Consider the following 24,142-nt stretch of genomic DNA (forward strand, 5'->3'; position numbering starts at 1 on the left):
TGTGATACTTTTTAGGTGTTAAAAATACACTTATTTTAAAATTTGAAATAAAACTTTACAATCAACTTCATTTCGATCTGATCGGTTTACTACGTTGAAAATGAGTTTTAGACAGCATCTAAAAAAAAATATGAAAAAGAGGATAGGGGTAAAATAGGATTCGGTTGTATTACTTCTGTAACAAAAGCAGAATTAATTAAAAACGATTCTTAATCATGGTTAAAATCATCAATTATCTCTTTATCAAATTGACATTTTTTGGAGCAGAACCCATTGCATTAGAAAAAATTAATGAAGTAGAAAAAAGTGCTCCAAACTTAATTGTTTATGCACTTCCAGTTGTATTATTTTTTACCATTCTCGAATTTGTTGTTTTTTATTTTTTAGAAAGAAAAGAGTACGACAAAAAAGAAACGATAGGATCTGTACTGATAGGCTTAGGAAATCTAACCGTCAATTTGTTTATGAAGACCTTACTACTTTATGCTGTAGTTTGGATTTATAATATATTGCCTTATCGAATGGAATTTAGCTGGTGGAGTTTAATTCCGTGTTTTATTTTCTATGATTTCTGCTCTTATTGGACACATCGAATTTCTCATTATTGCCGTTTTTTCTGGGCGGCGCATGTGGTGCATCATTCGGCAGAACATTACAATTTGACAGTCAGTTTTAGACAAAGTTGGTTTCAGTATGGTAAAATCATCTTTTTTATTCCGCTGATTTTGGCTGGTTTTCATCCCGCTGTATTTTTTATTGCCAATCAGTTAAGTGTTTTGTATCAGTTTTGGGTGCATACAGAAGCCATTGGGAAACTGCATCCGTTTATCGAAAAATATTTTGGAACTCCATCCAATCACCGCGTACATCACGGAAGTCAGGAAAAATATCTAGACAAAAACTTTGGCGCTGTATTCATGATCTGGGATCATTTGTTTGGATCCTTTCAGTACGAAGACGAAAAACCACGCTATGGCATTACTAGTTTATTAAAAAGTAAACTCAATCCGCTGTATTTAAATATTCATGAATTTCAAGATATTATTTCAGATGTAAAACGAGCAAAAGGATTTCGAAAAAAGATGTATTACATTTTTGCAAGTCCAGATGTTATTGCCAAACAGAAATTAAAAAAAGAAACCGTTCAACCTATAAAATCAATTGTATCATGCGAGCAAACGAAAAACGAAAGCAATTTCAACAACAGTTATTCGAATACTTTAACCGAAAAGATAACCGTATAGCCGTTCTCGAGAATGAAATGATCATTACAAAAGGAACCGATAAAGGATTATCATTTACCTATCTTTCAGATAACAGCTGTATTGTACATTGTTATGAATTTAGTTTAAATACCGATTTGGACCTTGATGCTACGATTGATCCTTTTATAAAACTTCTGGCAAATCATAATTTTATATACCAACAGTCTAATTTGTCTTTCAATTAACTAAAAAAATATATTAAATATAAAAAGTATCTATCTTTGATTGAATGTCAAACCGTTTTTGTGAAGTATACTAATACAGATCATATTAGTCTTAGTAATCAAAATGAAGCCGCTTTTGAAAAGGTTTTTAAAACTTATTTCAAAGGCCTTCATGCATTTGCCTATACTTTTGTAAAAGATGATGTTATGGCTGAAGAAATTGTCCAAAATGTATTCTTTCGGATTTGGGAGAAAAAAGAACAATTACAGATTGATGATTCATTAAAATCGTATTTGTACCGATCTGTTCATAACGAAAGTCTGAATCACATTAAACATTTAAAAGTAAAAACTTCTTTTCAACTGCAGTATTCAGGAAATATGGAATCCTCAAATCAAGATTCGTCAAATCAAATGATTGCCACTGAACTCGAAACCGAAATTGAAAAAGCAATAAATGAATTGCCACAGCAATGCCGAATTATTTTTCAAATGAGTCGTTTTGAACAGTTAAAATATCAGCAAATCGCCGATCAATTGAATATTTCCATCAAAACAGTAGAAAATCAAATGGGAAAAGCGCTTAAAGTAATGCGCTCTAAACTAATAGAATATCTTCCATTTTTATTATTTATGATAAATTTATTTCGAAGATCATGAGCCAAAACAATATGAATATGAACGATGATTTACTAGTGAAATATCTAGTTGGCGAAACTGATGCAGACGAAACTGCAATCGTAAAAGACTGGCTGAATGCCAGCGAAAACAATTTAAAATATTACAACGATTTTAAGAAAATCTGGGAAGAGAGTCTTTTAATCGCGTCTCAAAAAACGACTATAAATGAAGATGAAGCCTGGAAACGCTTTCAAAATAGAATTCATGAAAAAGATAATATTATAAAGATTCCAAAAAAATCATACAGTCGCTGGTTGCAAATTGCGGCTTCGATTATCTTGATTTCTACTTTAGGATGGTTGGGGTATTCTTATTTTGAAAATAATTCAGATGATAAATTGATTCAGATTTATGCATCAAATAGTACTATAAATGATACTTTACCAGATGGCACGATAGTTACGTTAAACCAAAATTCTTCATTATCATATAAAAAGTTTGCAGGCCATACCAGACCTGTAACTTTAAAAGGAGAAGCTTTTTTTAAAGTTGCTCCAGATAAAACTAAACCTTTTATTATTTATGTGAATGATGTTAAGGTAAAAGTAGTAGGAACATCTTTTAATGTGAAAAACAAAAACGGTACAACCACTGTAAATGTCGAAACAGGAATTGTAAAAGTCAGCCGAAACAAAGATGAAGTAGAACTAAGAAAAGGCGAAAAAGTAGTCATTGCCAACAAACAGACCGGTTTATTAAAAAGTGTCAGTAAAGGCCGTTTATACAATTATTACCGTAATAAAGAATTAGTTTGCGACCAAACACCATTGCAGGAATTAGTCGATGCTCTTAACGAAATATATAACGTCAATATTATCATTAAAACAGCGTCTTTACAGGAAAAACCATTAACGACAATATTTAAAAATCAGTCACTGGATCAGATTTTAGAAGTAATTCAGGAAACTTTTACGATTAAAATAGAACGAAAAGACAATCAAATCATATTAGAGTAATTCTTTTTTATATGCTCACAAAAATCAAGTTTATTTTTGCACCCGTTTTATTGATTCTTATTTCGGGCGTCTTTTTTAAAGTAAATGCGCAATCTATATTAGATAACGAAATCTCTGTTCATGCAGATAGAAAACCATTAGGCAGTATTTTGGACTTAATGGAAGAAAAAGGAAATTTTAGATTTGCTTATTACAGCAAATTAGTGATTAAAGACAGCGTGGTTAGCATTCATGCTGAAAAATCGACTATAAAAGGAGTTTTAGATCAATTGTTAAGCACAAAATACGAATACAAAGAATCTCCAGGATTTGTTATTGTTCGTTATGCTCCTTTAGAATTGGCTCTTGTATTAGAAAGAAACACCGTTATGAGTGACGGACAGCAAATTGTTAACGGCTATATTGTAGATACAAAAACTAACAATCGTCTTGAAAATGTGAGTGTGCTGGAGAAGAATGCGCTGCTGTCTACCTTAACCAATAGAGATGGTTTTTTTGAACTTCGATTAAAAAATGCACCTCAAGCTATAGAACTGACAGCCGTTAAAGAGAATTATAAAACAGTGACAATGGTATTTCTTTCTGAAATTAAAATTCAGATGGGAGACAAAAAAAATAAAACCGATTATATTGATGGAGATTTTTCTGAAATAGAAAGATCAGGAATCGGGCGTTTCTTTATTTCTTCCAAACAAAGAATACAAGCGCTCAATCTGGGAGGATTCATTTCTAAAGTTCCTGTACAGGCTTCTCTTATTCCGAGTATCAGCACGCGGGGAATGATGAATACACAGATTGTCAATAATTTTTCTTTAAATATTTTAGGAGGTTATAATGCCGGTGTCCGCGGATTAGAAATGGCCGGGCTTTACAACATCAACCGTATGAATGTTGAAGCGCTTCAAATGGCAGGAATATTTAATACTGTTGGTGGATCTGTAAACGGAGTTCAGTTAGCTGGAATTTATAATAATGTTTTTGGCAATTTAAGAGGTTTGCAGTTAAGCGGTATTCATAATAGTGTAAAAGGTTCGCAAATAGGGTTACAAATGGGCGGTATTTATAACAATGTATATAAAGATTCTAAAGGGCTTCAAATTGCAGGAATTGGTAATACAGTAAAAGGTTCTCAGAACGGATTGCAGTTTTCTGGAATATATAATATAGGAAAAGATACTGTGCGAGGTGCCCAAATTTCAGGACTTTTTAATTATGCAAAAGAATTAGACGGAGTCCAGTTTGGATTAATAAACATTACCGATTCGCCATCGGGATATAGTTTTGGTTTACTAAACTTTAAAAAAGGCGGTTATAAGAAAATCAGCATTACAAGCAACGAAATTTCAGATATAAATGTTTCTGTAAAAACGGGAGATCATAAAATGTATACGATTTTAATGGCAGGAAGAAGCGATCGAAGCGATGAAGAAAAACTATTTTCTTTCGGAATTGGAGTAGGGAAGAACATTCCGTTAGGGAAACGTTTTACTTATAATCCCGAATTCAGCACGCAATATCTTTATTTAGGAAATTGGGATGTATACAATTCCTTGACTAAATTCGATTCTTCGTTTTCATTTCAATTATGCAAAGGCGTAGCGCTATCTGCAGGACCTTCGTTTAATCTGTATTGGTCTGAGAAAAAAGATAAATACGGAAATGCAAACACTTCGACTTTTGTTCAGGATCGTACCAAACGTTATACTGTAATTGACAACAACAGCAAAGATATTCTGGGATGGATAGGATGGAGTTTTGGATTGACATTGTTTTAAACGAATAAAAAATGACTGTAAATATTAGTTTATAGGCATTTTAAGCTATGTGGTAGAAACGAGTTTCTTTTTTAATCTCTTTTAAAAGCGAAAAATTCTATGTTTCTATGTGTTGAAAAAAACATTTAAGGATAAATCATCAAAAACATAAAAGCAAACAAATTCATCAAAAGCACCACACCATACACAATATTCGATTTGCCTTTGCTTAACGAAAGCATTACCGTAAAGACCGATAAAGCCAATAAAACAATAGATTTAATATCAAGACCTAAAACAATTGGCATATTCATGATAATACAAACTGCTGCCACACTCGGAATCGTTAATCCGATACTCGCAAGGGCAGAACCTAAAGCCAGATTTAAACTCGTCTGCAGTCTGTTTTTTCTTGCTGCAATAATGGCTGCAATCGCTTCGGGCAATAAAATGATAATCGCAATAATAACCCCGACAAGAGATTTAGGAAGATGGTAACCAATAATAATCGTTTCAATAGTGGGAGAAAGCGTTTTAGCCAGTAAAACCACAATTCCTAAACTAACCAACAGAAAAATAAGACTCGTATAAAACGTTTTATTATTGATTTCTATGGGATGAATTTTAGCGTCTTCATCCGTTCCGTTAGTTAGAAAATATTGGCGATAGCCTTTGGTTTGCGCAAAGAGAAACGAACCGTAAATGACCAAACAAGCAATAGAAGCAAAAATAAGCTGAGGCGTTGAATAATAGGAACCGTGAACACTTTCTGTAAAAGTGGGAAAAACCAAAGTAAATACAATAATTGAAACCAGCGAAACCAAGCCAATAGTTACCGAAGAAGTAGAGAAATTCTGTTCGTAATGTTTGATGCTTCCAATAAGAAGACACAAACCAATAATTCCGTTTAAGATCAACATCGTTGCCGCGTAAACCGTATCTCTGGCCAAAGAAGTGGCTTCTGAACCTTCAGAAAGCATTAAAGAAACAATAATCGAAACTTCAATTACAGTAATCGAAATAGCCAAAATAATCGTTCCGTAAGGTTCTCCAACGCGTTCTGCAATAATCTCAGAATGATGCACAGCCGACATAACACTTAGAATAAGCAAAATACTCGCCGCGATTTGAAAAATAGTACTGTTTGCTATCAGTCCGCTAAAAAGAAGCGCCCAAGATAGAATCGGAATAATGATGGTCCATTGTAATAATTGTTTCATTTTTTGTAGTTTTTAAAAATTATAGCAATAGCCGATAGGGCCAACAGAACCGGCTTGAGTTTGTAATATACGGTTTTTATGGGGAAGATTTTTTTGGAATGGGGATTTTTAAGGAGTTTTTAAGGTTTGGAGATAGGTTTTAGAACAAAGCTTATTTTTCAAACCACAGATTTTAAATTTTAGGTCAACTAAAAAAACAAAAATTTCCCCACTATTTGGTTTCAAATTACAATCTGAAACAAAGTAACGTGCTGATTTTTAGTTTTTTTTATTCGGTGAATATAATTTTATGGAAACAATTTTATAAGACGACCAGAAGAATAAATTTTTAATGAATAACCTAACTTTTAAATTTATGAAAAATGCTTTTCTAGTACTTGCAGCTTGTCTGAGTTCCATTTTGTTCTCCTGCAAAAAAGATAAAAATACAGATCAATTAAATACAGAAACTGAAAAGTCGGATACTACCAAATCGGAACTAATTGCCGATAATGGCTGGCCGAGAGAAGCCGAAAATAACGGTACAAAACTGGTTTATTATCAGCCTCAGGTAGACGATTGGAAAGATTTTAAAGATCTTACGGCGCGTGTGGCTTTTTCGCTGACGCCAAAAGATGGAAAACAGGTTTTAGGTGTAGCTTCTTTAAAAGCGGAAACATTGGTAGACAAAGACAACCGAAGCGCTTTTATTAAAAATATTCAAGTAACCGATATTCGCTTTCCTGCTTTGGATGAAAAGAAAGTTCCCGAAATGGAAAAACTGTTTAAAGAAACGCTGCCTCAAAGCGGAGATCCGATTTCGGTAGATCGTATTTTGGCCGATTTAAGTCATACCAAAAGTCCAGCAAAAGGGATTGCTACTAAAAACGATCCACCTGCCATTTTTTACAGCACCAATCCAGCAATTTTGCTGATAGTACAGGGAGAACCTGTTTTGGTTCCTATAGATAAATCGGATATTCAATTTGTGGTCAATACGAATTGGGATGTGTTTTATGATAAAACGGCAAAAGATTATTATCTATTAGTTGATAACATTTGGCTGACTTCTAAAGATATTGCGGGCAAATGGACGAAAACGACTAAATTACCTTTAAGTTTAAGTAATTTACCTTCGGGAGAGAATTATGATGAGGTCAAAAAAATGATTCCGCCGCCATCTTCTGGAAATGCTCCAGAGGTTTTCTACAGCAATAAACCAGCAGAATTGATTGCAGTAAACGGAAGTCCGAAATTCGTTAAAATCGACGGAACCAAATTAATGTATATTGATAATACTGAAAATGATGTTTTTGCGAATGAAGGAGATGGTCAGTATTATGTGTTATTATCGGGAAGATGGTTTAAATCGAAAGCCTTAACTGGACCTTGGTCGTATGCAGGAAATAATTTACCAGCTGATTTTGCTAAGATTCCAAAAGATTCTCCACGTGCCAATGTATTATCATCTGTACCTGGAACGCAGGAAGCAAAAGATGCCGTTATGTTGGCTCAAGTTCCCACAACTGCTATTTTGAAAAAATCGGATGCTGAGGCAAAAGTAAAAGTAGCTTATGATGGTGGAACGGCTCAGTTTAAACCTATTGAAGGCACAAAAATGCAATACGCAAGCAATACGCAGGAAAAGATTATAAAAGTAGGCGATTTGTATTATTTATGTTTTCAGGCGGTTTGGTTCATGTCAACCAGTCCAAACGGACCTTGGAAAACAGCCGATTCTGTTCCGAAAGAAATTTATACCATTCCGCCAAGTTCGCCTGTATATAATGTAACGTATGTAACGCAAACGACAACCGATACAACGGTAGAAAGCAGTTCTACTGCGGGTTATTTAGGTGCTTTTATTATTGGAGCAACATTTGGCGCTATCTTGACTTATGGAACAGGATGGTATTATCCGCCTTATGTTTATTATGGCGGAATGTATCCAATTTATCGTCCGTGGCCTTATGCGTATGGAGGAGGAGCAGTTTACAATCCGTGGACGGGTGGTTATGCTGCCGGAAGACGTGTTTACGGACCTTATGGCGCTGCGGGAACTTCGGCTTGGTATAATCCAGCAACAGGAAGATACGGACGTTCTGCAAGTGTGCAAGGCTGGTATGGTGGTCGCACGGCTGCAAGTACCTATAATCCGTGGACAGGAAATTATGCTAGAACCAATCAAGGACATAATGCGTATGCGCAATGGGGACATTCAGCAGCGACAAACGGAAATCAGTGGGCACAAACGGGACATATTACAACTCGACGCGGAACAGCAATTGGTTACGAAACTTCGGGAGGAAATAAAGGTGTTATTACACATCGAAGAGGCGGAGGAACAACAATTCATACCAACAATAATGTCTATGCAGGCCACGACGGACATGTTTATAAAAAAGATGCAAACGGAAATTGGAGTCACTATAATAATGGAAACGGTGGTTGGACGCAAGCAGGAACTTTGGGCTCATCCAAAAAATCGGGTGAAGGGATTCAAAATAGGCCCAATCAAGGACTTGGCGCCAATGGAGCTGGAGAACGAATTCAGCGTGATAAAACAAATCAAGGATTAGGAGCAAACGGAGCAGGAGAAAGAATTCAACCGAAAGCCAATCAAAATTTAGGAGGTGAAACCAGAATTGGTGAAGGAATACAGCGTGATAATTTCCCTAAAGCAGATCAAACACTAGGACAACCTAATAAACCACTTGGAGAAGCGGGGCGTCCAGATATTACAAACGATCTTGATCGCTCTGCTTTTTCAAGAGATCGCGGAGAATCCCAAACCCGTAATTTCCAAAACTTCCAAAGAGATGGCGGTGGTCGTTTAGGCGGTGGCGGCGGTTTTAGAGGCGGCGGTGGCTTTAGAGGAAGAAGGTAGAAAGAATAAAGAGTAAAGAGTAAAGAATAAAAGTTAGTTATAATTCAAAGAATCAGGAATGGTAGAAATACTGTGCCTGATTTTTTTGTTTTTTAACCGCAAAGCACGCAAAGATTTTTGCTTCTGAGGATTTATAAAATGCAAAGTTCGCAAAGCTAAGTGAATAAACTTTGCGTCTTAGCGACTTTGCGAGATTAAAAGCCTTGCGTACTTTGCGTTTAAAAAATTTAGCCACAGATTACAAAGATTAACACAGATTTAAAATCCTTTTTAATCCTTTAATCTGTGGCGAATATTAAACAAACACAAGCTTTGCGTTCTTTGCGCTTTTATGAAGTTTTGCATATAAAAAATCCTAGCGTGCTTTGCGGTTAAAATTTTAGCCACAGATTACACAGATTAACACAGATTATAAAATCCTTTTTAATCCTTTAATCTGTGGCAAATATTAAACAAACACAAAGCTTTGCGCTCTTTGCGTTTTTAGAAAGTCCTATTAGTAAAAAATCCTAGCGTGCTTTGCGGTTAAAAAAATTAAAGTAAAGCAGATGTCTCAACAATTAAAGCCTGCATCAACTCACTTGCTTTATGATGTTTTAAATTGCTTGTGTTTTGTCCCGACCAGAAATTAACCAAATCAGTTCTTCCTTGAGCCAGAGCTACGGTTTTTAAAGACGCCATCAATCTGGTTTGAAGTGGAAAAGGAAGCACTTCTTCCTCAAAAGGAACATTGTTGGATATTGTATTGCAAACCATTCGGCCCATTCTTCCCGTAAGCGATTTTGAAACCGTGGTTGGAATATTCGGATTTGCAAACAATGCTTGTTTATGTAAATGAACAGCAGCAGATTCATCAGTAACCATAAAAGCAGTCCCCAATTGTACGGCGTCAGCACCTAAAGTCATCGCGGCTGCGATTCCTTTTGCATCTATAATTCCGCCAGCTGCAATAACTGGCGTTTTGGTTTTTGCTTTTAATTGCTGAATAAGACTGAATAAACCTGTAAAAGAATCTTGTGCAGGTTTTAAAAAAGAAGGTCTGTGTCCCCCAGCTTCAAATCCTGCGGCGACAATTGCATCAACTTCGGCATCTTCTAGAGCAAGTGCTTCTTCTAAAGTCGTTGCAGCACCAATAGTTTTGATACCAAGTTTTCGGCTTTCTTGAAGGATTTCCTTTGACGGAATTCCGAAAATGAAACTAAAAACTTTAGGTTTTAATTCGAATACAACTTCTACTTGTTTTTCAAATTTAGAAGGAATATCAGAAGATAAATCTGGAAGTGAAATTCCTAATTCATCGAAATAAGGTTTAAAATTCTGCTTGATTTTTTCTAATTTTTCTGAAGGATAGTTTAGAAGACTTTCGTCCACATCATTAACCCATAAATTGATATTATAAGGTTTAGAAGTGGCCAATTTAATATCTTTTCCAGCCTGTCGAATTTCTTCTGGTGTGAGCGTATAAGCGCCGTAACTGCCCAATCCGCCTGCGTTGCTTACCGCTGCTAAAAGTGAAGGAGTGGAAAAACCTCCGCCCATCGGACCTTGTAAGATTGGATACTCAATGCCTAGTAATTGTGTTATTTTGGTTGAATTCCACATTGTGTTTTAATTTACTTTTGATGCTAATTTGTTACTAATAACCCATTTGCCATCAACAACGATAAGACTTAAAAAGTCATAATAATCATACTCGAATATTGGAACCTGAACTTTTGCCATCGCAGTATTATTGATGATTTCTAAAGATATGATTTTCATTTTAAATTCTTCTCCCAATTCCTTCGGACTTTTGCGATTTTTCACGCCTTCCAGATATTGATTTAAGGTTTTAAAATGCGTTTCTCCACTGAGATCAAAGCCAATAATGGCCTGCGAATAAAAAACACTTTGTAATAAAGGAACATCACCGTTGTAAATCCCGTTAAAATAATTCGTAAGTACAGCTCTAATGGAGCTTTCTTTAGTATCAGAACTTTTCATGTTTTAAATTTTAATGGACTGTTCAGTTTTATTGAATTGTAAAAATACTATTATTTAAAGACGTTAGCTTCAATTATTTTCATCGTTTTTAAAGTAAGAAACAAAAAAAGAAAGCTTGTGTTTTCAGGAATGAAATTTTACGGTTGAGTCGTAAAAAATGATTCTTCGGTTATATAAAAAAGGTTTGAAACATTTATTTAAGCAATTTTGCCACAAAGCTTAATCACTATTTTTATGATTTCACCTCTTACTATAATTGCTGCGACAAATTTTTCTGCTATTGCAAATAACGCAGTTTCTTATGCAGCTGGACTTGCAAAAGCTACCGGAGCAAAATTGATTTTATTTAATTCATTTTCTTTGAGCGTGCACAGTGCAAACTCACATATAACCGCAGATGCGATGCAAAAGCAAATTGAAAAAGCAATTTCTAGGCTTGAAAATTTAGCCAAAGAAACAGCCGATTCATTTAACATAGAAATATCAGCCATTTGTACTTATTCTTTTTTGGAAGATGAACTTCCGAGAATTATAACACAAACCAATGCAGATGTTGTTGTAATGGGAATGGCAGAACGTTCTTTTGAGCAGGAATTATTAGGGAATTCGACAACAACGGCAATCAAAAACCTGCATATTCCAGTTTTAGCAGTTCCTCAAAATGCACGTTTCATTGATATTAAAAAAGTATTGTATGCATGCGATAGCTTAAGTTTTTCGGCAATTAAAAGATTCAGCTGGATTAAAAATGCTTTAGGAGACTTTGGTGCAGAAATCGAGTTTTTTAGTGTAGACGAAAAACTAGATGATTTGAAAGAAGAACAACACCGAATTTTAATGAATTCGAATATTGAAAAAGAATTTGAGGATGTTAAATATTTGTATAAAAGTGTAAGATCAAATGCCGTAATTAACGAAATTAAGAAAGAAATCAAGAATTATGAAGCCAATCTTTTGATTATGGTGCCTCAAAAATATGGTTTTTGGGATTCTTTGGTTCACAGAAGCAAAACTAGGATTCTGGCAGCAGGGCTTGATATCCCGTTATTGTCGTTTCCAAATTATTAGAAATTAATTTGTTTTAAAAACAATGATATAAAAATTACAAGGTTTTTTTGAAGAAATTTTATCAAAATAAATTTTAACAGATTCTTTTTTGATTTTAGGGATTCTATAATTTTTGCCGTTTGTTGTAGGATATCAAAATTATATTTTAACATTTCAGGTAGTTTTGTTAATTATTCTTAATTACCTGCTAGTTTAAGATTTTTTTAAATTAATTTTGTGGCACTCTAAAAACTTAATGCAGATAGATTTTTTTATCAGTATGGCAATAGCTGTAATTGGGAAATATCTACAAGCTTAAAAGCATCTTATGATTTTAAAAATAAGATAAATTAAAAATTCTATACCAAGTAACACCGAGAAACACTTTGTGTAGGTTTTTAATTTATTTTAATTGGATTTTGTATAATACTTTTAGTTTGTTCAGGTTTTTTAACAGATTTCTCAGAGAAAAGTTTTGTCAGAAGATTTAATCCGCTTTTACGGTTCATATTTTAGGTATTTATAATGAACGGTTCAAAAGAAGAAAAGAAGTAATAAGCATTGGGTACGAAGGGTACAAAGCTTAAAAAAAAACAAAAACAAATGAGCGCAGTAATTACAGCTATAGGTGGTTTCGTACCATCATCAATCCTGACCAATAAAAAGATTTCAGAGACAGTTGATACATCGGAGGAATGGATCATCAAAAGAACTGGAATTAAAGAACGTAGAATCGCAGACGACGATACAGCAACATCTGATCTTGCTGCAGCTGCTATTGAGAATTTATTCGAAAATTACAATGTAGATCGTAACGAGATTGAAGCTTTGCTAGTAGCAACAGCAACTCCTGATCACATTTTAGCACCAACTGCTAGTATTGTATGTGATAAAAGCGGTTTGACAAATGCTTTCGGAATTGACATGAATGCCGCTTGCAGTGGATTTTTATATGCACTGGAAATGGGGGCAAACATGATCGAAAGTGGCCGTTACAGCAAACTTATTATTGTTGGTGCAGACAAAATGAGTTCGATCGTAGATTATGAAGACCGTAACACTTGTATTCTTTTCGGAGACGGAGCAGGAGCGGTTTTGTTAGAAAAATCAGAATCTAAAGTTGGTTTAATGAAAACGATTCTGAAAACAGACGGAAGCGGTGTTTCTTCTTTGGCTGTGCCAGCTGGAGGTTCTAGAAATCCAACTTCTATGCAAAGTCTTTTACACAGAACACATTATTTAAAACAAGATGGTGCTTTTGTATTTAAAAGAGCCGTTGCAGCAATGAGCCAAGTTTCGCAAGATGCTTTGGTAAAAAATGAATTAGAAGCAGACCAAATTGACTGGGTTGTGCCTCATCAAGCTAATTTGAGAATTATCAACGCTGTAAGCGAAAGTTTGAATATTGATTTTGAGAAAGTTAAAGTAAATATTGACCGTTACGGAAATACAACATCTGCAACAGTTCCGTTGTGTTTATGGGATTTCAAAGACGATTTTAAAGAAGGACAGAATGTATTGATCACTACTTTTGGAGCAGGATTTTCTTGGGGTGCTACGTGCTTGAAATGGGGCGTAATGCGTGAAAGAAAATCTGTAGAAAAAACAATTACAAATAATGAAGAAGAAAATGTTTTAGTGGCGCATTAAGTGTTGCAGCATTTTTTCAAACTACAAGAAATAAATGAGGTTACGCAACCAAAATAAAAAGTCGGGCAAGAATTTTTTCTATAAATATTACAGAGTTATTGTAATTCCGGCAGTTTTCTTGGTCTATCTGTCATCTTATTATTTTTTAAATCCATATAGAAATTTTGAAGAGGAAGGTCTGCTCGATGTGGATCAGACCTTCGATATTTTCATTATTCTTCTATATTGTGCCATACTTACAGAACTAACTTTGTTTGTTGGCAGAAAATTAAATTATTACATACGCTGGGAACAAAATCCAGCTTTTAGGGCAATAGCACAATTTATCTGCTTAATTGCCGGAAATATTCTTCTTAATTACTTCTTTTCCTGTCTTTGGGATTATTTATACCCGTGCACGGCTTTAGAAGAAAATGATTTGGTTATAATATGGCAGTCTAAAATTATGGCTGCGATTATTTCACTCTTCATTAGTGCCATTCATACCGGAATATTTCTATTGAACAGATGGCGTTTGAATGCCATCGAAACTGCCGAATTAAAAGTTAAAGCCTCTGAACTTCAGGAAGCTGTTACACGTTCGAAATTAGAATCTTTAAAAATGCAGTTAGATCCGCATTTTGTTTTCAATAACTTCAGCACTTTGACAGAGTTGATTTATGATGATCAAAAAGAAGCGGCTTCGTTTTTAGAAAATATAACGAGAGTATATCGTTATATGATTTCAAATTCGAATAAAGATACGATTACTGTAAAAGAAGAAATAGAATTCTTGAATGCTTATTTTTATTTATTAAAGAAAAGATTGGGCGAAAAAATCGATTTGAAAATTGAGATTGATTCAGATTCTTTGGCACTTCATTTACCACCATTAACTTTGCAATTATTGGTAGAAAATGCCGTAAAACACAATATGGCGACTTTGACAAATCCACTTACTATTACTGTTTTTTCGGATTCAGGTGATATTATTGTTCGAAATAATCTGCAAAGAACTGCGGGAAAAAGTTTGGTTTCAACCGGAATAGGAAATAAGAATATTGAATTCCGCTATAAAATTTTATGCGAAAGAATGCCGATTTTTAGTGAGTCTAACGGATATTATGAAGTGCGTCTGCCATTAATTTAAGAGTTATGAAAATTTTAATTGTAGAAGATGAAAGTATTAACGCCAGCAGATTAAAAAGACTGTTGGAAGAGTTAGAACCCGATTGCGAAATTTTAGATATTATCGATACTGTGGTTGATACTGTTGCATGGCTAAAATCGAATCCATGTCCGGATTTAATAACAATGGATATTCGTTTAGCAGACGGATTAAGTTTTGCTATTTTTGATGAAATCGAAATCACTTGTCCGGTTATTTTTACTACTGCTTATGACGAATATGCAATTCGTGCCTTTAAGGTAAACAGTATCGATTATTTGATGAAACCCATCGAAAAAAACGAATTGGAATTTGCCTTAACAAAATTCAAATCTTTAAATAAAAATGAAACCAGCGTTACCAATATCGCTGGAATTCTAAAAGAACTGATTGAAAAACCTGTTTTTAGAATGCGTTTTTTGGTTACCTATCGTGATGGTTATAAAAGTGTAGATGTTTCAGATATCGACTTTATATATTCTGAATTTAAAACAAGCAATTTGTTTCTTAAATCAGGCGTAATTATTTCTATTCCCCAAACAATGGAAGAACTGGAACAGGAATTGGATCCTAATATCTTTTTTCGTGCCAACCGCCAGTTTTTCATTCGCGCAGAAAGCATCAAATCTATTGCGAATTACTTCAACGCAAAGCTAAAAATTCAATTAAAACTAGATCCCGAACGCGAGGTGATCATCAGTAGAGAAAAAACACCTTTCTTTAAACAGTGGATGGATAGATAGGGTAAAGGTGCTGAGGTTCTGAGATGCTGAGGTTCTAAGGGGGGTAGTTGCAGAGGCTCAAAGGAACAAAGGTTCAAAGCTTCAGAGGTTTGCCACCAATTTCACAAATTTACATGAATTTTTTCCTTATTTTATTATTGTCATCCTGAGGAACGAAGGATAACACATGCTATTCCGTAAAGTATAGCGGACAATCTGTGTCGAGTTTCTAGTGTGATCCTTCGTTCCTCAGGATGACAAACTGCGAAAAAAAAATCCTTTCTAATCTTTTAATCTGTGGCAGAAAAAACTTCACATGGTAAAAATTCGAGAAATTATACTATCAGTATTTCCATATAAGAATCTAATTAGCGAAAATTAGTGCAATTCGTGGCAAAAAAAACTTAATGACTTAGTGCCTTAGTGGCAAAAACAAACCCCATCCGTTTCAGTATCGAAAAATTACGTTTGGGTAACTTTCTTCCAAAAAAAAGAGCTGTTCTGCTGTTATTTTGCGCTCAAATTTGAGGTAATTCATTTAAAATGAAAAATAAAATGACAAAACAGTTTTTTCAAAATAACAAAGCAATTGGCAGGATTGCGGTTTTATTGATAATCATTTCCCTTTCTTCGTGTGGAAAAAGTGCAGATGCGCAAATGGCTCCTCCAAAGCCAGAAGTAGACTTTTTACAAACCAGTTCAGAAACGGGAGCAGTAGAAAAAAAATACCCAGCAACTGTCGAAGGTGCTGTAAATGTTGACATAAAAGCTCAAGTATCAGGTTATCTTGAGGCTATTTATGTGAAAGAAGGAGATTACGTAAACAAAGGACAATCTCTTTTTAAAATTAAAGGCGATGTTTATGCCGAACAAGTAAACAACAGTCGTGCAGCATATAAAAGCGCTTTGGCTAATCAGGCAAATGCTAAACTGGAAGTAGAAAAAATAAAACCTTTAGTAGAAGGAAAAGTTTTTTCAGACATGCAGTTAAAAACAGCACAAGCCAATTACGAAGCAGCAACGGCACAAGTAGCACAGGCTAAAGCCGCTTTAGGATCATCTCAGATTAATGCCGATTTCTCTTTGATTAAAGCTCCTGTAAGCGGCTATATTAGCCGAATTCCGAATCGTATTGGAAACTTAGTAACACCAACCGATGCTGTTCCGTTAACGACACTTTCAGAAATCAACAATGTATTTGTGTATTTCTCTCTTACAGAAGCAGATTATCTGGCTTTTTCAAAAGATGTTGGGGCTAATCAATCCGTAAGTTTAATTATGGCCGATGACAGCGAATACGACCAAAAAGGAAAACTGGAAGTTGCCAGCGGAAATATTGATCGTGCAACAGGTACAATTTCTTTAAAAGCCATTTTTCCAAATCCGAAAAAACAATTGCGTGCAGGAGGTTCTGCTAGAATTGTCTTAAACAAAAGTTTATCATCTGTAATTACAGTTCCGATGGCGAGTGTAAAAGATATTCAGGACAAATTTTTCGTCTTTGTTTTAAAAGAAGGAAATAAAGTAGCGATGGTTCCAATTGAAATTGCAGGAAGCGCAGGCGTAGATTACTTCGTAAAATCGGGTTTAAAATCGGGAGATAAAGTAGCTTTAAATTCTATCGATGTTCTTTATGACAGTATGGAAGTTGTTCCGAAAACCGCTTCAAAAGCCGTAAGCAGCAAATAATTTTTGATTTAAAAATATAAAATAACATTTTCCATGTTAAAGAAAATAATAGACAGGCCAGTATTGGCCACAGTTATCTCTATTGTATTGGTAATATTGGGGATTATAGGTCTTACCAGATTATCTGTAACGAGATTCCCTGATATTTCGCCGCCAACTGTAATGGTAAGCGGTTCGTATCCAGGAGGAAATAGTGAAACCGTTATTCGTTCTGTGGTAACGCCATTAGAAGAACAGATTAACGGAGTTGAAAATATGCAGTATATTAAATCTACTGCAAGTAATGACGGATCGTTTTCTATCAGTGTCATTTTTAAACAAGGAGTAGATCCAGATCAGGCAGCTGTAAACGTTCAGAATAGAGTACAGCAGGCAACTCCAAAATTACCGCAAGAAGTTGTCCGTATGGGACTTACAACTTCGAAACAGCAAAATAGTATGATTGTTATTTTCAACTTGTATACAGATGATAATAGCAAATACGACGAATTGTTTTTGCAGAATTATGCGAATATAAACCTTGTACCGCAAATGAAACGTGTTCCAGGTGTTGGACAAGTTCAGATTTTTGGTCAGAAAGATTATTCTATGAGAATCTGGTTGGATCCTCGTAAAATGGCAAATGCAGGTTTAGTTCCTTCAGATGTGACGCAGGCCATCGCAGAACAAAGTTTAGAATCGGCTCCGGGTAAATTAGGAGAAGAATCCAAAGCGGCTTTAGAATATGTAATTCGTTACAAAGGAAAAAAGAACAAACCAGAACAATATGAAAACATTGTAGTTAAAAATAATGGAAGTAATGTTTTAAGATTAAAAGATGTGGCACGAGTAGAATTTGGTTCTATTTCGTATAGTGGAGACAACAAATCGAATAGTAAAAATGCTGTAACAATGGCAATTTTACAAACTTCTGGTTCTAATGCCAATGATATTGAAATTGGAATTAATAAAGAAGTAGAAAGACTTTCGAAATCTTTCCCTCCAGGTATTAAATACGTAAACGTAATGAGTACCAAAGACAGATTGGACGAAGCAACTGGGCAGGTAAAATCAACATTGTTTGAAGCTTTTATTCTGGTATTTATCGTAGTGTTTATTTTCCTTCAGGACATTCGCTCGACGATTATTCCAGCTATTGCGGTTCCAGTTGCAATTGTGGGAACATTTTTCTTCCTTTTGGTTTTCGGATTTACGATTAACATCTTAACGCTTTTTGCCTTAGTACTTGCGATTGGAATTGTGGTCGATGATGCGATTGTTGTTGTCGAAGCTGTTCACAGTAAAATGGAGGAAGATGCAGGAATTTCAGCAAAAGAAGCTACTCACGGTGCAATGGCAGAGATTACGGGTGCAGTAATTTCGATTACTTTAGTAATGTCAGCCGTATTTATTCCAATTGGATTTATGACAGGATCTTCGGGGATTTTCTATAAACAATTTGCTTATACATTGGCGATTGCGATTATCATTTCGGCTGTAAATGCCTTGACGCTTACTCCGGCTTTGTGTGCACTTTTGTTAAAGAATCACGGAGATAAACATGGAAATCACGAGCATAAAACCAGTTTTAAAGACCGTTTCTTCATTGGATTCAATACGAGTTTCAACAATTTTACGGGAAGATATATTAAAGGCGTTCGTTTCCTTATCGGAAAAAAATGGATTGCTGCAGGGTTAGTTACTGGAGTTACAGCACTTGCAGTTCATATGATGATGTCTACACCAAAAAGTTTTGTTCCGTTAGAAGATGACGGATTCATGGTGTACAGTTTATCTATGCCTCCAGGAACAGCTCTTGATCGCACGACTGCGGTGGTGGAGAGAATGGAGAAAATATTAGAAACAGAAAAAGCTATTGATGTTAATACGAGTATTACGGGATTCAATATTTTGAGCAACAGTGCCAGCACCGCTTATGGTTTAGGGTTTATCAAACTAAAACCTAAAAAAGAAAGAGGTGAAGTTAAAGATATTGATGAAATTTTGAATAGCGTTACGGCCAAATTATCGACAATTAAAGAAGGTTCGATTATGGTTTTCAGAATGCCTCCAGTGGAAGGATTTGGTGTAACGAGTGGTGCCGAAATTGTATTGCAGGACAGAATGGCAAGAAGCCCTGAAGTATTGAAAGCAATGTCTGATAAAGTGATTGCTCAAATTATGCAGCAGCCTGGTGTGCAATACGCTTACACAACTTTTAGAGCCGATTATCCACAGCTGGAATTGGAAGTAGATGAAGATAAAGCCCGCCAGATGGGAGTGAATGTAAAAGATCTTTTAGGAAACATTCAAACTTATTTTGCAGGAGATCAATCATCAGATTTTACTCGATTCGGAAAGTTTTACAGAGTGAATGTAAAAGCAGACGGAATTTTCAGAATGGATCAGGATGCGTTTAATGAAATTTTCGTAAGAAATGCTGATATGCAAATGGTTCCAGTAAAATCAATCGTGAAATTCCATAAAGTGTACGGACCAGAATCGGTAAACCGTTACAACCTTTATAATTCGGTAAATATTACTGCAATGGCTTTACCAGGTTACAGTAACGGTCAGATTATGGGGAATCTGGAAAAAGTTTTAGACAAACTTCCTGCTGATTATAGTTACGAATGGACAGGTTTAAGTTTGGAAGAAAAAGCAGGAGGAAACCAAACGGTTGCGATTTTCGGATTATGTCTCTTGTTTGTGTTCTTTTTATTGGCTGCACAATACGAAAGTTACTTATTACCGCTTGCCGTTTTACTTTCAATTCCAACAGGTATTTTAGGTGCTTTTGCAGGAGTTAAAGCGGTTGGTTTAGACAATAATATTTACGTTCAGGTAGGATTAATCATGCTGGTCGGACTTCTAGCGAAAAATGCCATTTTGATTGTGGAATTTGCATTACAAAGACGTCTCGCGGGATTAAGCATTGTCGAAGCGGCAATCGAAGGAGCAAGATCAAGGTTAAGACCAATTATCATGACTTCGCTGGCCTTTATTGTAGGTATGATTCCGTTAATGTTTGCTTCTGGAGGAACTGCTGTAGGTAATAGATCTATTAGTGTCAGCGCTTCAATCGGAATGTTAAGTGGTGTGATTTTAGGAATTTTTGTAATTCCGTTACTTTTCATTGTATTCCAATATTTACAAGAAAAAGTATCCAGCAAAAAGATTCCAGCACAAGTTCAAACGATAAAAGAATAAAAATGAAAACACTATATAAAATCGGAGTTGTTTTACTTACCGGAACGATCATGACTTCGTGTGTGGTAGGAAAAAAATATTCCCGAACAGATTTGAATGCTCCAGAAAAATTCCGAGAGGAAATGGCTGTTACTGGAGACACGGTTTTACTGCCGTGGAAAAGTTATTACAAAGATCCTTTGTTGGTTAATTTGATTGAAAAAGCCCTCGTTAAAAACAACGAGGTGCTTATTGCAATGAAAAGTATGGAACAGCTTGACCTTAGTTACAAACAAGCCAAGCTGTCCTTACTTCCAACACTTGATTTTGATGCTGGCGCAAGTCGTGCTTATCAGTCAAAAAACTCTTTAAACGGATCGTTAAGTGCGCAGTTTATTGGTAAAGATTATATGGATGATTACAGTGCCAATTTGCGTCTTTCTTGGGAAGTTGATATTTGGGGAAAAGCAGCGATGCAGAAAAGAGATGCTAAAGCGGCGTATTTTGCTCAAAAAGAAAATCTTTCGGCATTAAAAACCCGAATTATTGTTCAAGTGGCACAGGCTTATTACAATCTTTTAGGTTTGGACGAACAGCTTAAAATTGCAGAAAAAAATATCGAATTGAGTACAAGTACTTTGGATATGATGAAATTGCAGTACAATTCAGGTTCGATTAGTTCTTTGGCTGTAAATCAGACGGAAGCTCAGAAAAAAACGGCTGAATTATTAGTGCCTTTAGCGAAAGCGAATATCGCAGTACAGGAAAATGCCTTGCAGATTTTATGCGGTGAATATCCAGATAAAGTAGAACGTGCTGGAAATATTGATGCAGCAGAGATAAACGTTATTTTTCCAACAGGAATTCCAATGTCACTTTTAAGCCGAAGACCTGATGTAAAAGCAAGCGAATATGCGGTAATGTCTGCCACTGCAAAGACAGGATTGGCAAAAGCTTCCATGTATCCTGCTTTAAGTTTAAATCCGTCGATTGGAGTGAATTCATTTGAATTTGAAAAATGGTTTGATTTTCCAGGATCGATTACTAAAACGATAGCAGTAAATCTGGCGCAGCCTATTTTTAGAAAAAAAGCATTGCGAACAGCTTATGAGGTAGCGGTTTTAGAACAAGAAAAAGCAGTCGTTCAGTTTAAACAATCGTTTATTACAGCTGTTGGAGAAGTAAACGACGCCATGTCAAGATTAAAATATGCCGATGAAAGAATTGTTTTAGCCGAAGAAAAAGCAGCGTCTTTAGACAAAGCTACTGCAGATGCTTCACTGCTTTACAAAAGCGGTATGGCGAATTATTTAGAGGTAATTACGGCTCAAAATAGTTCACTTCAAAATGATCTGGATGTTGTGACTATAAAATTAGAAAAATTAAACGCGGCCATTAATCTTTACCGTGCCTTAGGAGGCGGAGTAGAGTAGAAGCCAATAATTTATTGCAATTCACTATCTCTTTAAGGAAACTTGAGAGGTGGTGAATTTGTATTTTAATAGATTTTGAATTACTGATATGGACAAAATTACTTTTACCCGTTCAGAGCTTTATAATTTAGTTTGGAAGTTTCCACTCGTACAAATTGCAAAACATTATGAGATTTCTACGATGGGAATTAAAAATGCCTGTTCCAAACTGGAAATTCCGCTTCCAAAAAACAAACATTGGACAGGACCAGAATACAAGCGTATGAGCATTCCAAAATTGGATTTCAATTATAAAGGAAATAATGAAATCAGCATTTTTAAAAAGAGGTATGAGATGCAGTTTAGAACTGCATCCAAACCGACACCTTTACAAGAATTGGCCAAAAAAATTAAAAGCGATGAGAACGCTCCTTTGCAAGTTCCTAAAAAGCTGAAAAATCCTTTTCCTATTGTTACGGCAACAGAAAAACATTGGATCAGTAAAGTTTTAAATGATGGAATTTATGAAGCCAAATCTAATGTTTTGGACTTGAATGTTTCTATTGACAGCATCAATCGTGCTTTGTTGTTTATGAATGCTTTTATAAAATTAATAGAATACCGCGGTCATAAATTTGGAAAAAGTGAACACGGTTTGGATACCGTTTTTTTTAGCAACGGAACCGAAATTAAAGTAGATTTAAGAGAAGCTTTAAAACGAATTACGGCCAACGGCTTAAGAGAAACTACAGAATATGTTTTTACAGGCGATTTTATCTTTAGAATAGCAAAGGAATCCGATAAAAAAGAATGGCGAGATGGACGTATCATGTTGGAAGATAATTTGGCACTAATTGTAGCCAAATTAGAACTAATGGCACTGGAAGAATAAAATAGAAACTGCTGGCTGTATTTTGCCAGCAGTTTTTTTATTTAATTGATTTCCTTTTTTAAAAGCAACTGTTTTACAGGAAGATTTTCTGTCATCGCTTCTGAAAAGTTAAATGCAGTGTATCCCATTCCGATAAGAGTTTCTTTCAAAATCAAATCAGATTCGAAGAGTTTTACCCAAATAAAATCGTGTTTTCTTTGTTGGGCAATGACTTCTGCTCGATCAAAAAGTATTTGAATTTCTTCAGCATCTGAATAAACAATATGTTCGATACAGATAGGTTTTGAGGCTTCGATTTTTTCATTTAAAATTCGAGAAGAATTCAATTGCAGAAAAGACGATGGAGTTTCATTTTCATGAACCATTAAAACTTCAATATTAAAATCATTTTGAACTTTAAAAAGTGCAGGAATAGAAAGAGTTTCGGCAACATATTTTTCGCCAATTGTTTCAGATAAAAATAGATTCGAATAGAACTTTTTTGCCTGATCTTCCATCCAAGTGGCGGTATCTTGTACAATAACGACAAATTGTGCTTTTTTTGACATGTTTTTTGGTATTCAATTATCAATACAAAATTGAGGTTATTTGTTTGGCAAGAAAAGGGAAAGAAGTCTGAAATGTTGGTCAGAAAGTCGGTTTTCTAGATATCGTTTCGATATTCTAAAGGAGAAAGCTGTGTATAATTTTTAAAGAATTTTCCAAAAACAGATGGATTTGAAAAATGCAATACATCGCTAATCTGAGTAATAGTTAGAGATTTATTTTGAAGTAAAACTTTAGCTTCTAAAATCACCATTTCATCAATCCATTCGCGGGTGGTTTTACCACTGTAGTTTTTTATAACTTCCGAAAGGTATTTTCTTGTCACATTTAAACTTTCTGCGTAATGAGACGGAGAACGATGTTTGATAAAATCTTTCACCAAAAGTTCCTTAAATTTTTCAAACAAAGGATTTTGAATTTCTTTGTTTGGAAGGTTTTTTTTCATCGAATCCAATTCGAATATCAAAATGTACAAATAACTTCTAAGAATAGAATCCTGATGAAAATGATCTGTTTGAAGATTTTCTTGAATTAAATTAAAAAGCTGTTCGAATTTTAGGTTTGTTTTTTTCTCTAACGGAAATACATGCAACTCACTTTTTTCAAAAAAATCATATTGTGAAAGGAAGAAGACATTGGTTTGTGTTTCGAGAAAAAACTTGGGTTTAAAAAAGATAATATCCATTAAAATCTCTTCGCTGTTTTTGCTGAAACTTCTAATAACATTTGGACCCAGCGCCAAAATTGCAGGAGCTTCTACGACAATTTTATCCAATCGTGTTTGCATGATAATGCTTCCTTTTTTCAGAAATTCAATCGCATAACTTTCAGCCCGATACGGAATATCTATATAAGGATGATCTTCAATCTGTACATAAAAATAATCTTTCTTGTCGTTTTGATTGGTAAACAAGCTTTTATGATGTTCGAGCGTGTAAGTATTAATTTTGCTCATTTCTGGTGAAGCTTTTAGGAAATTT

At 34.9% G+C, this 24,142-nt stretch carries 19 protein-coding genes; 14 read left to right on the forward strand and 5 right to left on the reverse strand.

Annotation, left to right across the window (positions count from 1 at the left end):
* Nucleotides 1-215: 215 nt before the first annotated feature.
* The 5 genes from VGE71_RS22785 to VGE71_RS22805 are packed head-to-tail and all read left to right on the forward strand — an operon-like array spanning nucleotide 216 to nucleotide 4,841.
* Nucleotides 216-1,244, forward strand: a complete 1,029-nt coding sequence (locus tag VGE71_RS22785; RefSeq protein ID WP_331140380.1) for a sterol desaturase family protein — start codon at nucleotides 216-218, stop codon at nucleotides 1,242-1,244.
* 17 nt (nucleotides 1,245-1,261) lie between these two features.
* Complete coding sequence (locus tag VGE71_RS22790; protein WP_186296557.1) at nucleotides 1,262-1,450, forward strand: hypothetical protein; 189 nt, start codon at nucleotides 1,262-1,264, stop codon at nucleotides 1,448-1,450.
* 36 nt (nucleotides 1,451-1,486) lie between these two features.
* Nucleotides 1,487-2,089, forward strand: a complete 603-nt coding sequence (locus VGE71_RS22795; protein ID WP_331140381.1) for an RNA polymerase sigma-70 factor — start codon at nucleotides 1,487-1,489, stop codon at nucleotides 2,087-2,089.
* A gap of 17 nt (nucleotides 2,090-2,106) precedes the next feature.
* Nucleotides 2,107-3,066, forward strand: coding sequence for a FecR family protein (locus VGE71_RS22800; RefSeq protein WP_331140382.1), 960 nt, complete (start codon nucleotides 2,107-2,109; stop codon nucleotides 3,064-3,066).
* Between the two features lie 11 nt (nucleotides 3,067-3,077).
* Entirely contained in the window at nucleotides 3,078-4,841 is a 1,764-nt protein-coding gene (locus VGE71_RS22805) for a hypothetical protein (RefSeq protein WP_331140383.1), read from the forward strand.
* 125 nt (nucleotides 4,842-4,966) lie between these two features.
* On the opposite strand, the gene VGE71_RS22810 is transcribed toward VGE71_RS22805, so the two are convergent.
* Nucleotides 4,967-6,040, reverse strand: a complete 1,074-nt coding sequence (locus VGE71_RS22810) for an ionic transporter y4hA (RefSeq protein ID WP_331140384.1) — start codon at nucleotides 6,038-6,040, stop codon at nucleotides 4,967-4,969.
* Between the two features lie 355 nt (nucleotides 6,041-6,395).
* On the opposite strand from VGE71_RS22810, the gene VGE71_RS22815 reads away from it, so the two are divergent.
* The gene (locus VGE71_RS22815) at nucleotides 6,396-8,906 is read left to right on the forward strand and encodes a hypothetical protein (RefSeq protein ID WP_331140385.1); all 2,511 of its coding nucleotides are present in this window, start codon (nucleotides 6,396-6,398) and stop codon (nucleotides 8,904-8,906) included.
* Nucleotides 8,907-9,440: 534 nt separating this feature from the next.
* Here VGE71_RS22815 and VGE71_RS22820 read toward each other — a convergent pair.
* Together VGE71_RS22820 and VGE71_RS22825 are read right to left on the reverse strand one after the other, a co-directional pair.
* Nucleotides 9,441-10,508, reverse strand: a complete 1,068-nt coding sequence (locus tag VGE71_RS22820) for a nitronate monooxygenase (protein WP_331140386.1) — start codon at nucleotides 10,506-10,508, stop codon at nucleotides 9,441-9,443.
* A 6-nt stretch (nucleotides 10,509-10,514) separates the two neighbouring features.
* Nucleotides 10,515-10,889, reverse strand: coding sequence for a nuclear transport factor 2 family protein (locus VGE71_RS22825; protein WP_331140387.1), 375 nt, complete (start codon nucleotides 10,887-10,889; stop codon nucleotides 10,515-10,517).
* Nucleotides 10,890-11,123: 234 nt separating this feature from the next.
* Here VGE71_RS22825 and VGE71_RS22830 point away from each other — a divergent pair, with 234 nt between their 5' ends.
* From VGE71_RS22830 to VGE71_RS22865, 8 genes are all read left to right on the forward strand, one after another.
* The gene (locus VGE71_RS22830; protein ID WP_331140388.1) at nucleotides 11,124-11,957 is read left to right on the forward strand and encodes a universal stress protein; all 834 of its coding nucleotides are present in this window, start codon (nucleotides 11,124-11,126) and stop codon (nucleotides 11,955-11,957) included.
* Nucleotides 11,958-12,539: 582 nt separating this feature from the next.
* Nucleotides 12,540-13,586: a beta-ketoacyl-ACP synthase III gene (locus tag VGE71_RS22835; RefSeq protein WP_331140389.1), complete on the forward strand. Its 1,047-nt coding sequence runs from the start codon at nucleotides 12,540-12,542 to the stop codon at nucleotides 13,584-13,586.
* A gap of 34 nt (nucleotides 13,587-13,620) precedes the next feature.
* Nucleotides 13,621-14,715 (forward strand): sensor histidine kinase, encoded by a 1,095-nt coding sequence (locus VGE71_RS22840; protein ID WP_331140390.1) that lies wholly within the window; start codon nucleotides 13,621-13,623, stop codon nucleotides 14,713-14,715.
* A 5-nt stretch (nucleotides 14,716-14,720) separates the two neighbouring features.
* Nucleotides 14,721-15,476, forward strand: coding sequence for a LytTR family DNA-binding domain-containing protein (locus VGE71_RS22845; RefSeq protein ID WP_331140391.1), 756 nt, complete (start codon nucleotides 14,721-14,723; stop codon nucleotides 15,474-15,476).
* 534 nt (nucleotides 15,477-16,010) lie between these two features.
* Complete coding sequence (locus VGE71_RS22850; RefSeq protein ID WP_331140392.1) at nucleotides 16,011-17,144, forward strand: efflux RND transporter periplasmic adaptor subunit; 1,134 nt, start codon at nucleotides 16,011-16,013, stop codon at nucleotides 17,142-17,144.
* 33 nt (nucleotides 17,145-17,177) lie between these two features.
* Nucleotides 17,178-20,333, forward strand: a complete 3,156-nt coding sequence (locus tag VGE71_RS22855; protein ID WP_331140393.1) for an efflux RND transporter permease subunit — start codon at nucleotides 17,178-17,180, stop codon at nucleotides 20,331-20,333.
* A 2-nt stretch (nucleotides 20,334-20,335) separates the two neighbouring features.
* Entirely contained in the window at nucleotides 20,336-21,745 is a 1,410-nt protein-coding gene (locus tag VGE71_RS22860; protein ID WP_331140394.1) for a TolC family protein, read from the forward strand.
* An 88-nt stretch (nucleotides 21,746-21,833) separates the two neighbouring features.
* The gene (locus VGE71_RS22865) at nucleotides 21,834-22,616 is read left to right on the forward strand and encodes a hypothetical protein (protein ID WP_331140395.1); all 783 of its coding nucleotides are present in this window, start codon (nucleotides 21,834-21,836) and stop codon (nucleotides 22,614-22,616) included.
* 41 nt (nucleotides 22,617-22,657) lie between these two features.
* Here VGE71_RS22865 and VGE71_RS22870 read toward each other — a convergent pair whose 3' ends face one another.
* Both VGE71_RS22870 and VGE71_RS22875 read right to left on the reverse strand, forming a co-directional pair.
* Entirely contained in the window at nucleotides 22,658-23,164 is a 507-nt protein-coding gene (locus VGE71_RS22870; protein WP_331140396.1) for a hypothetical protein, read from the reverse strand.
* Between the two features lie 95 nt (nucleotides 23,165-23,259).
* The coding region (locus VGE71_RS22875) for a helix-turn-helix domain-containing protein (protein ID WP_331140397.1) at nucleotides 23,260-24,142 on the reverse strand (883 nt) is incomplete at its 5' end.

The sequence above is a fragment of the Flavobacterium sp. genome, assembly GCF_036405015.1.
Lineage (GTDB): Bacteria > Bacteroidota > Bacteroidia > Flavobacteriales > Flavobacteriaceae > Flavobacterium.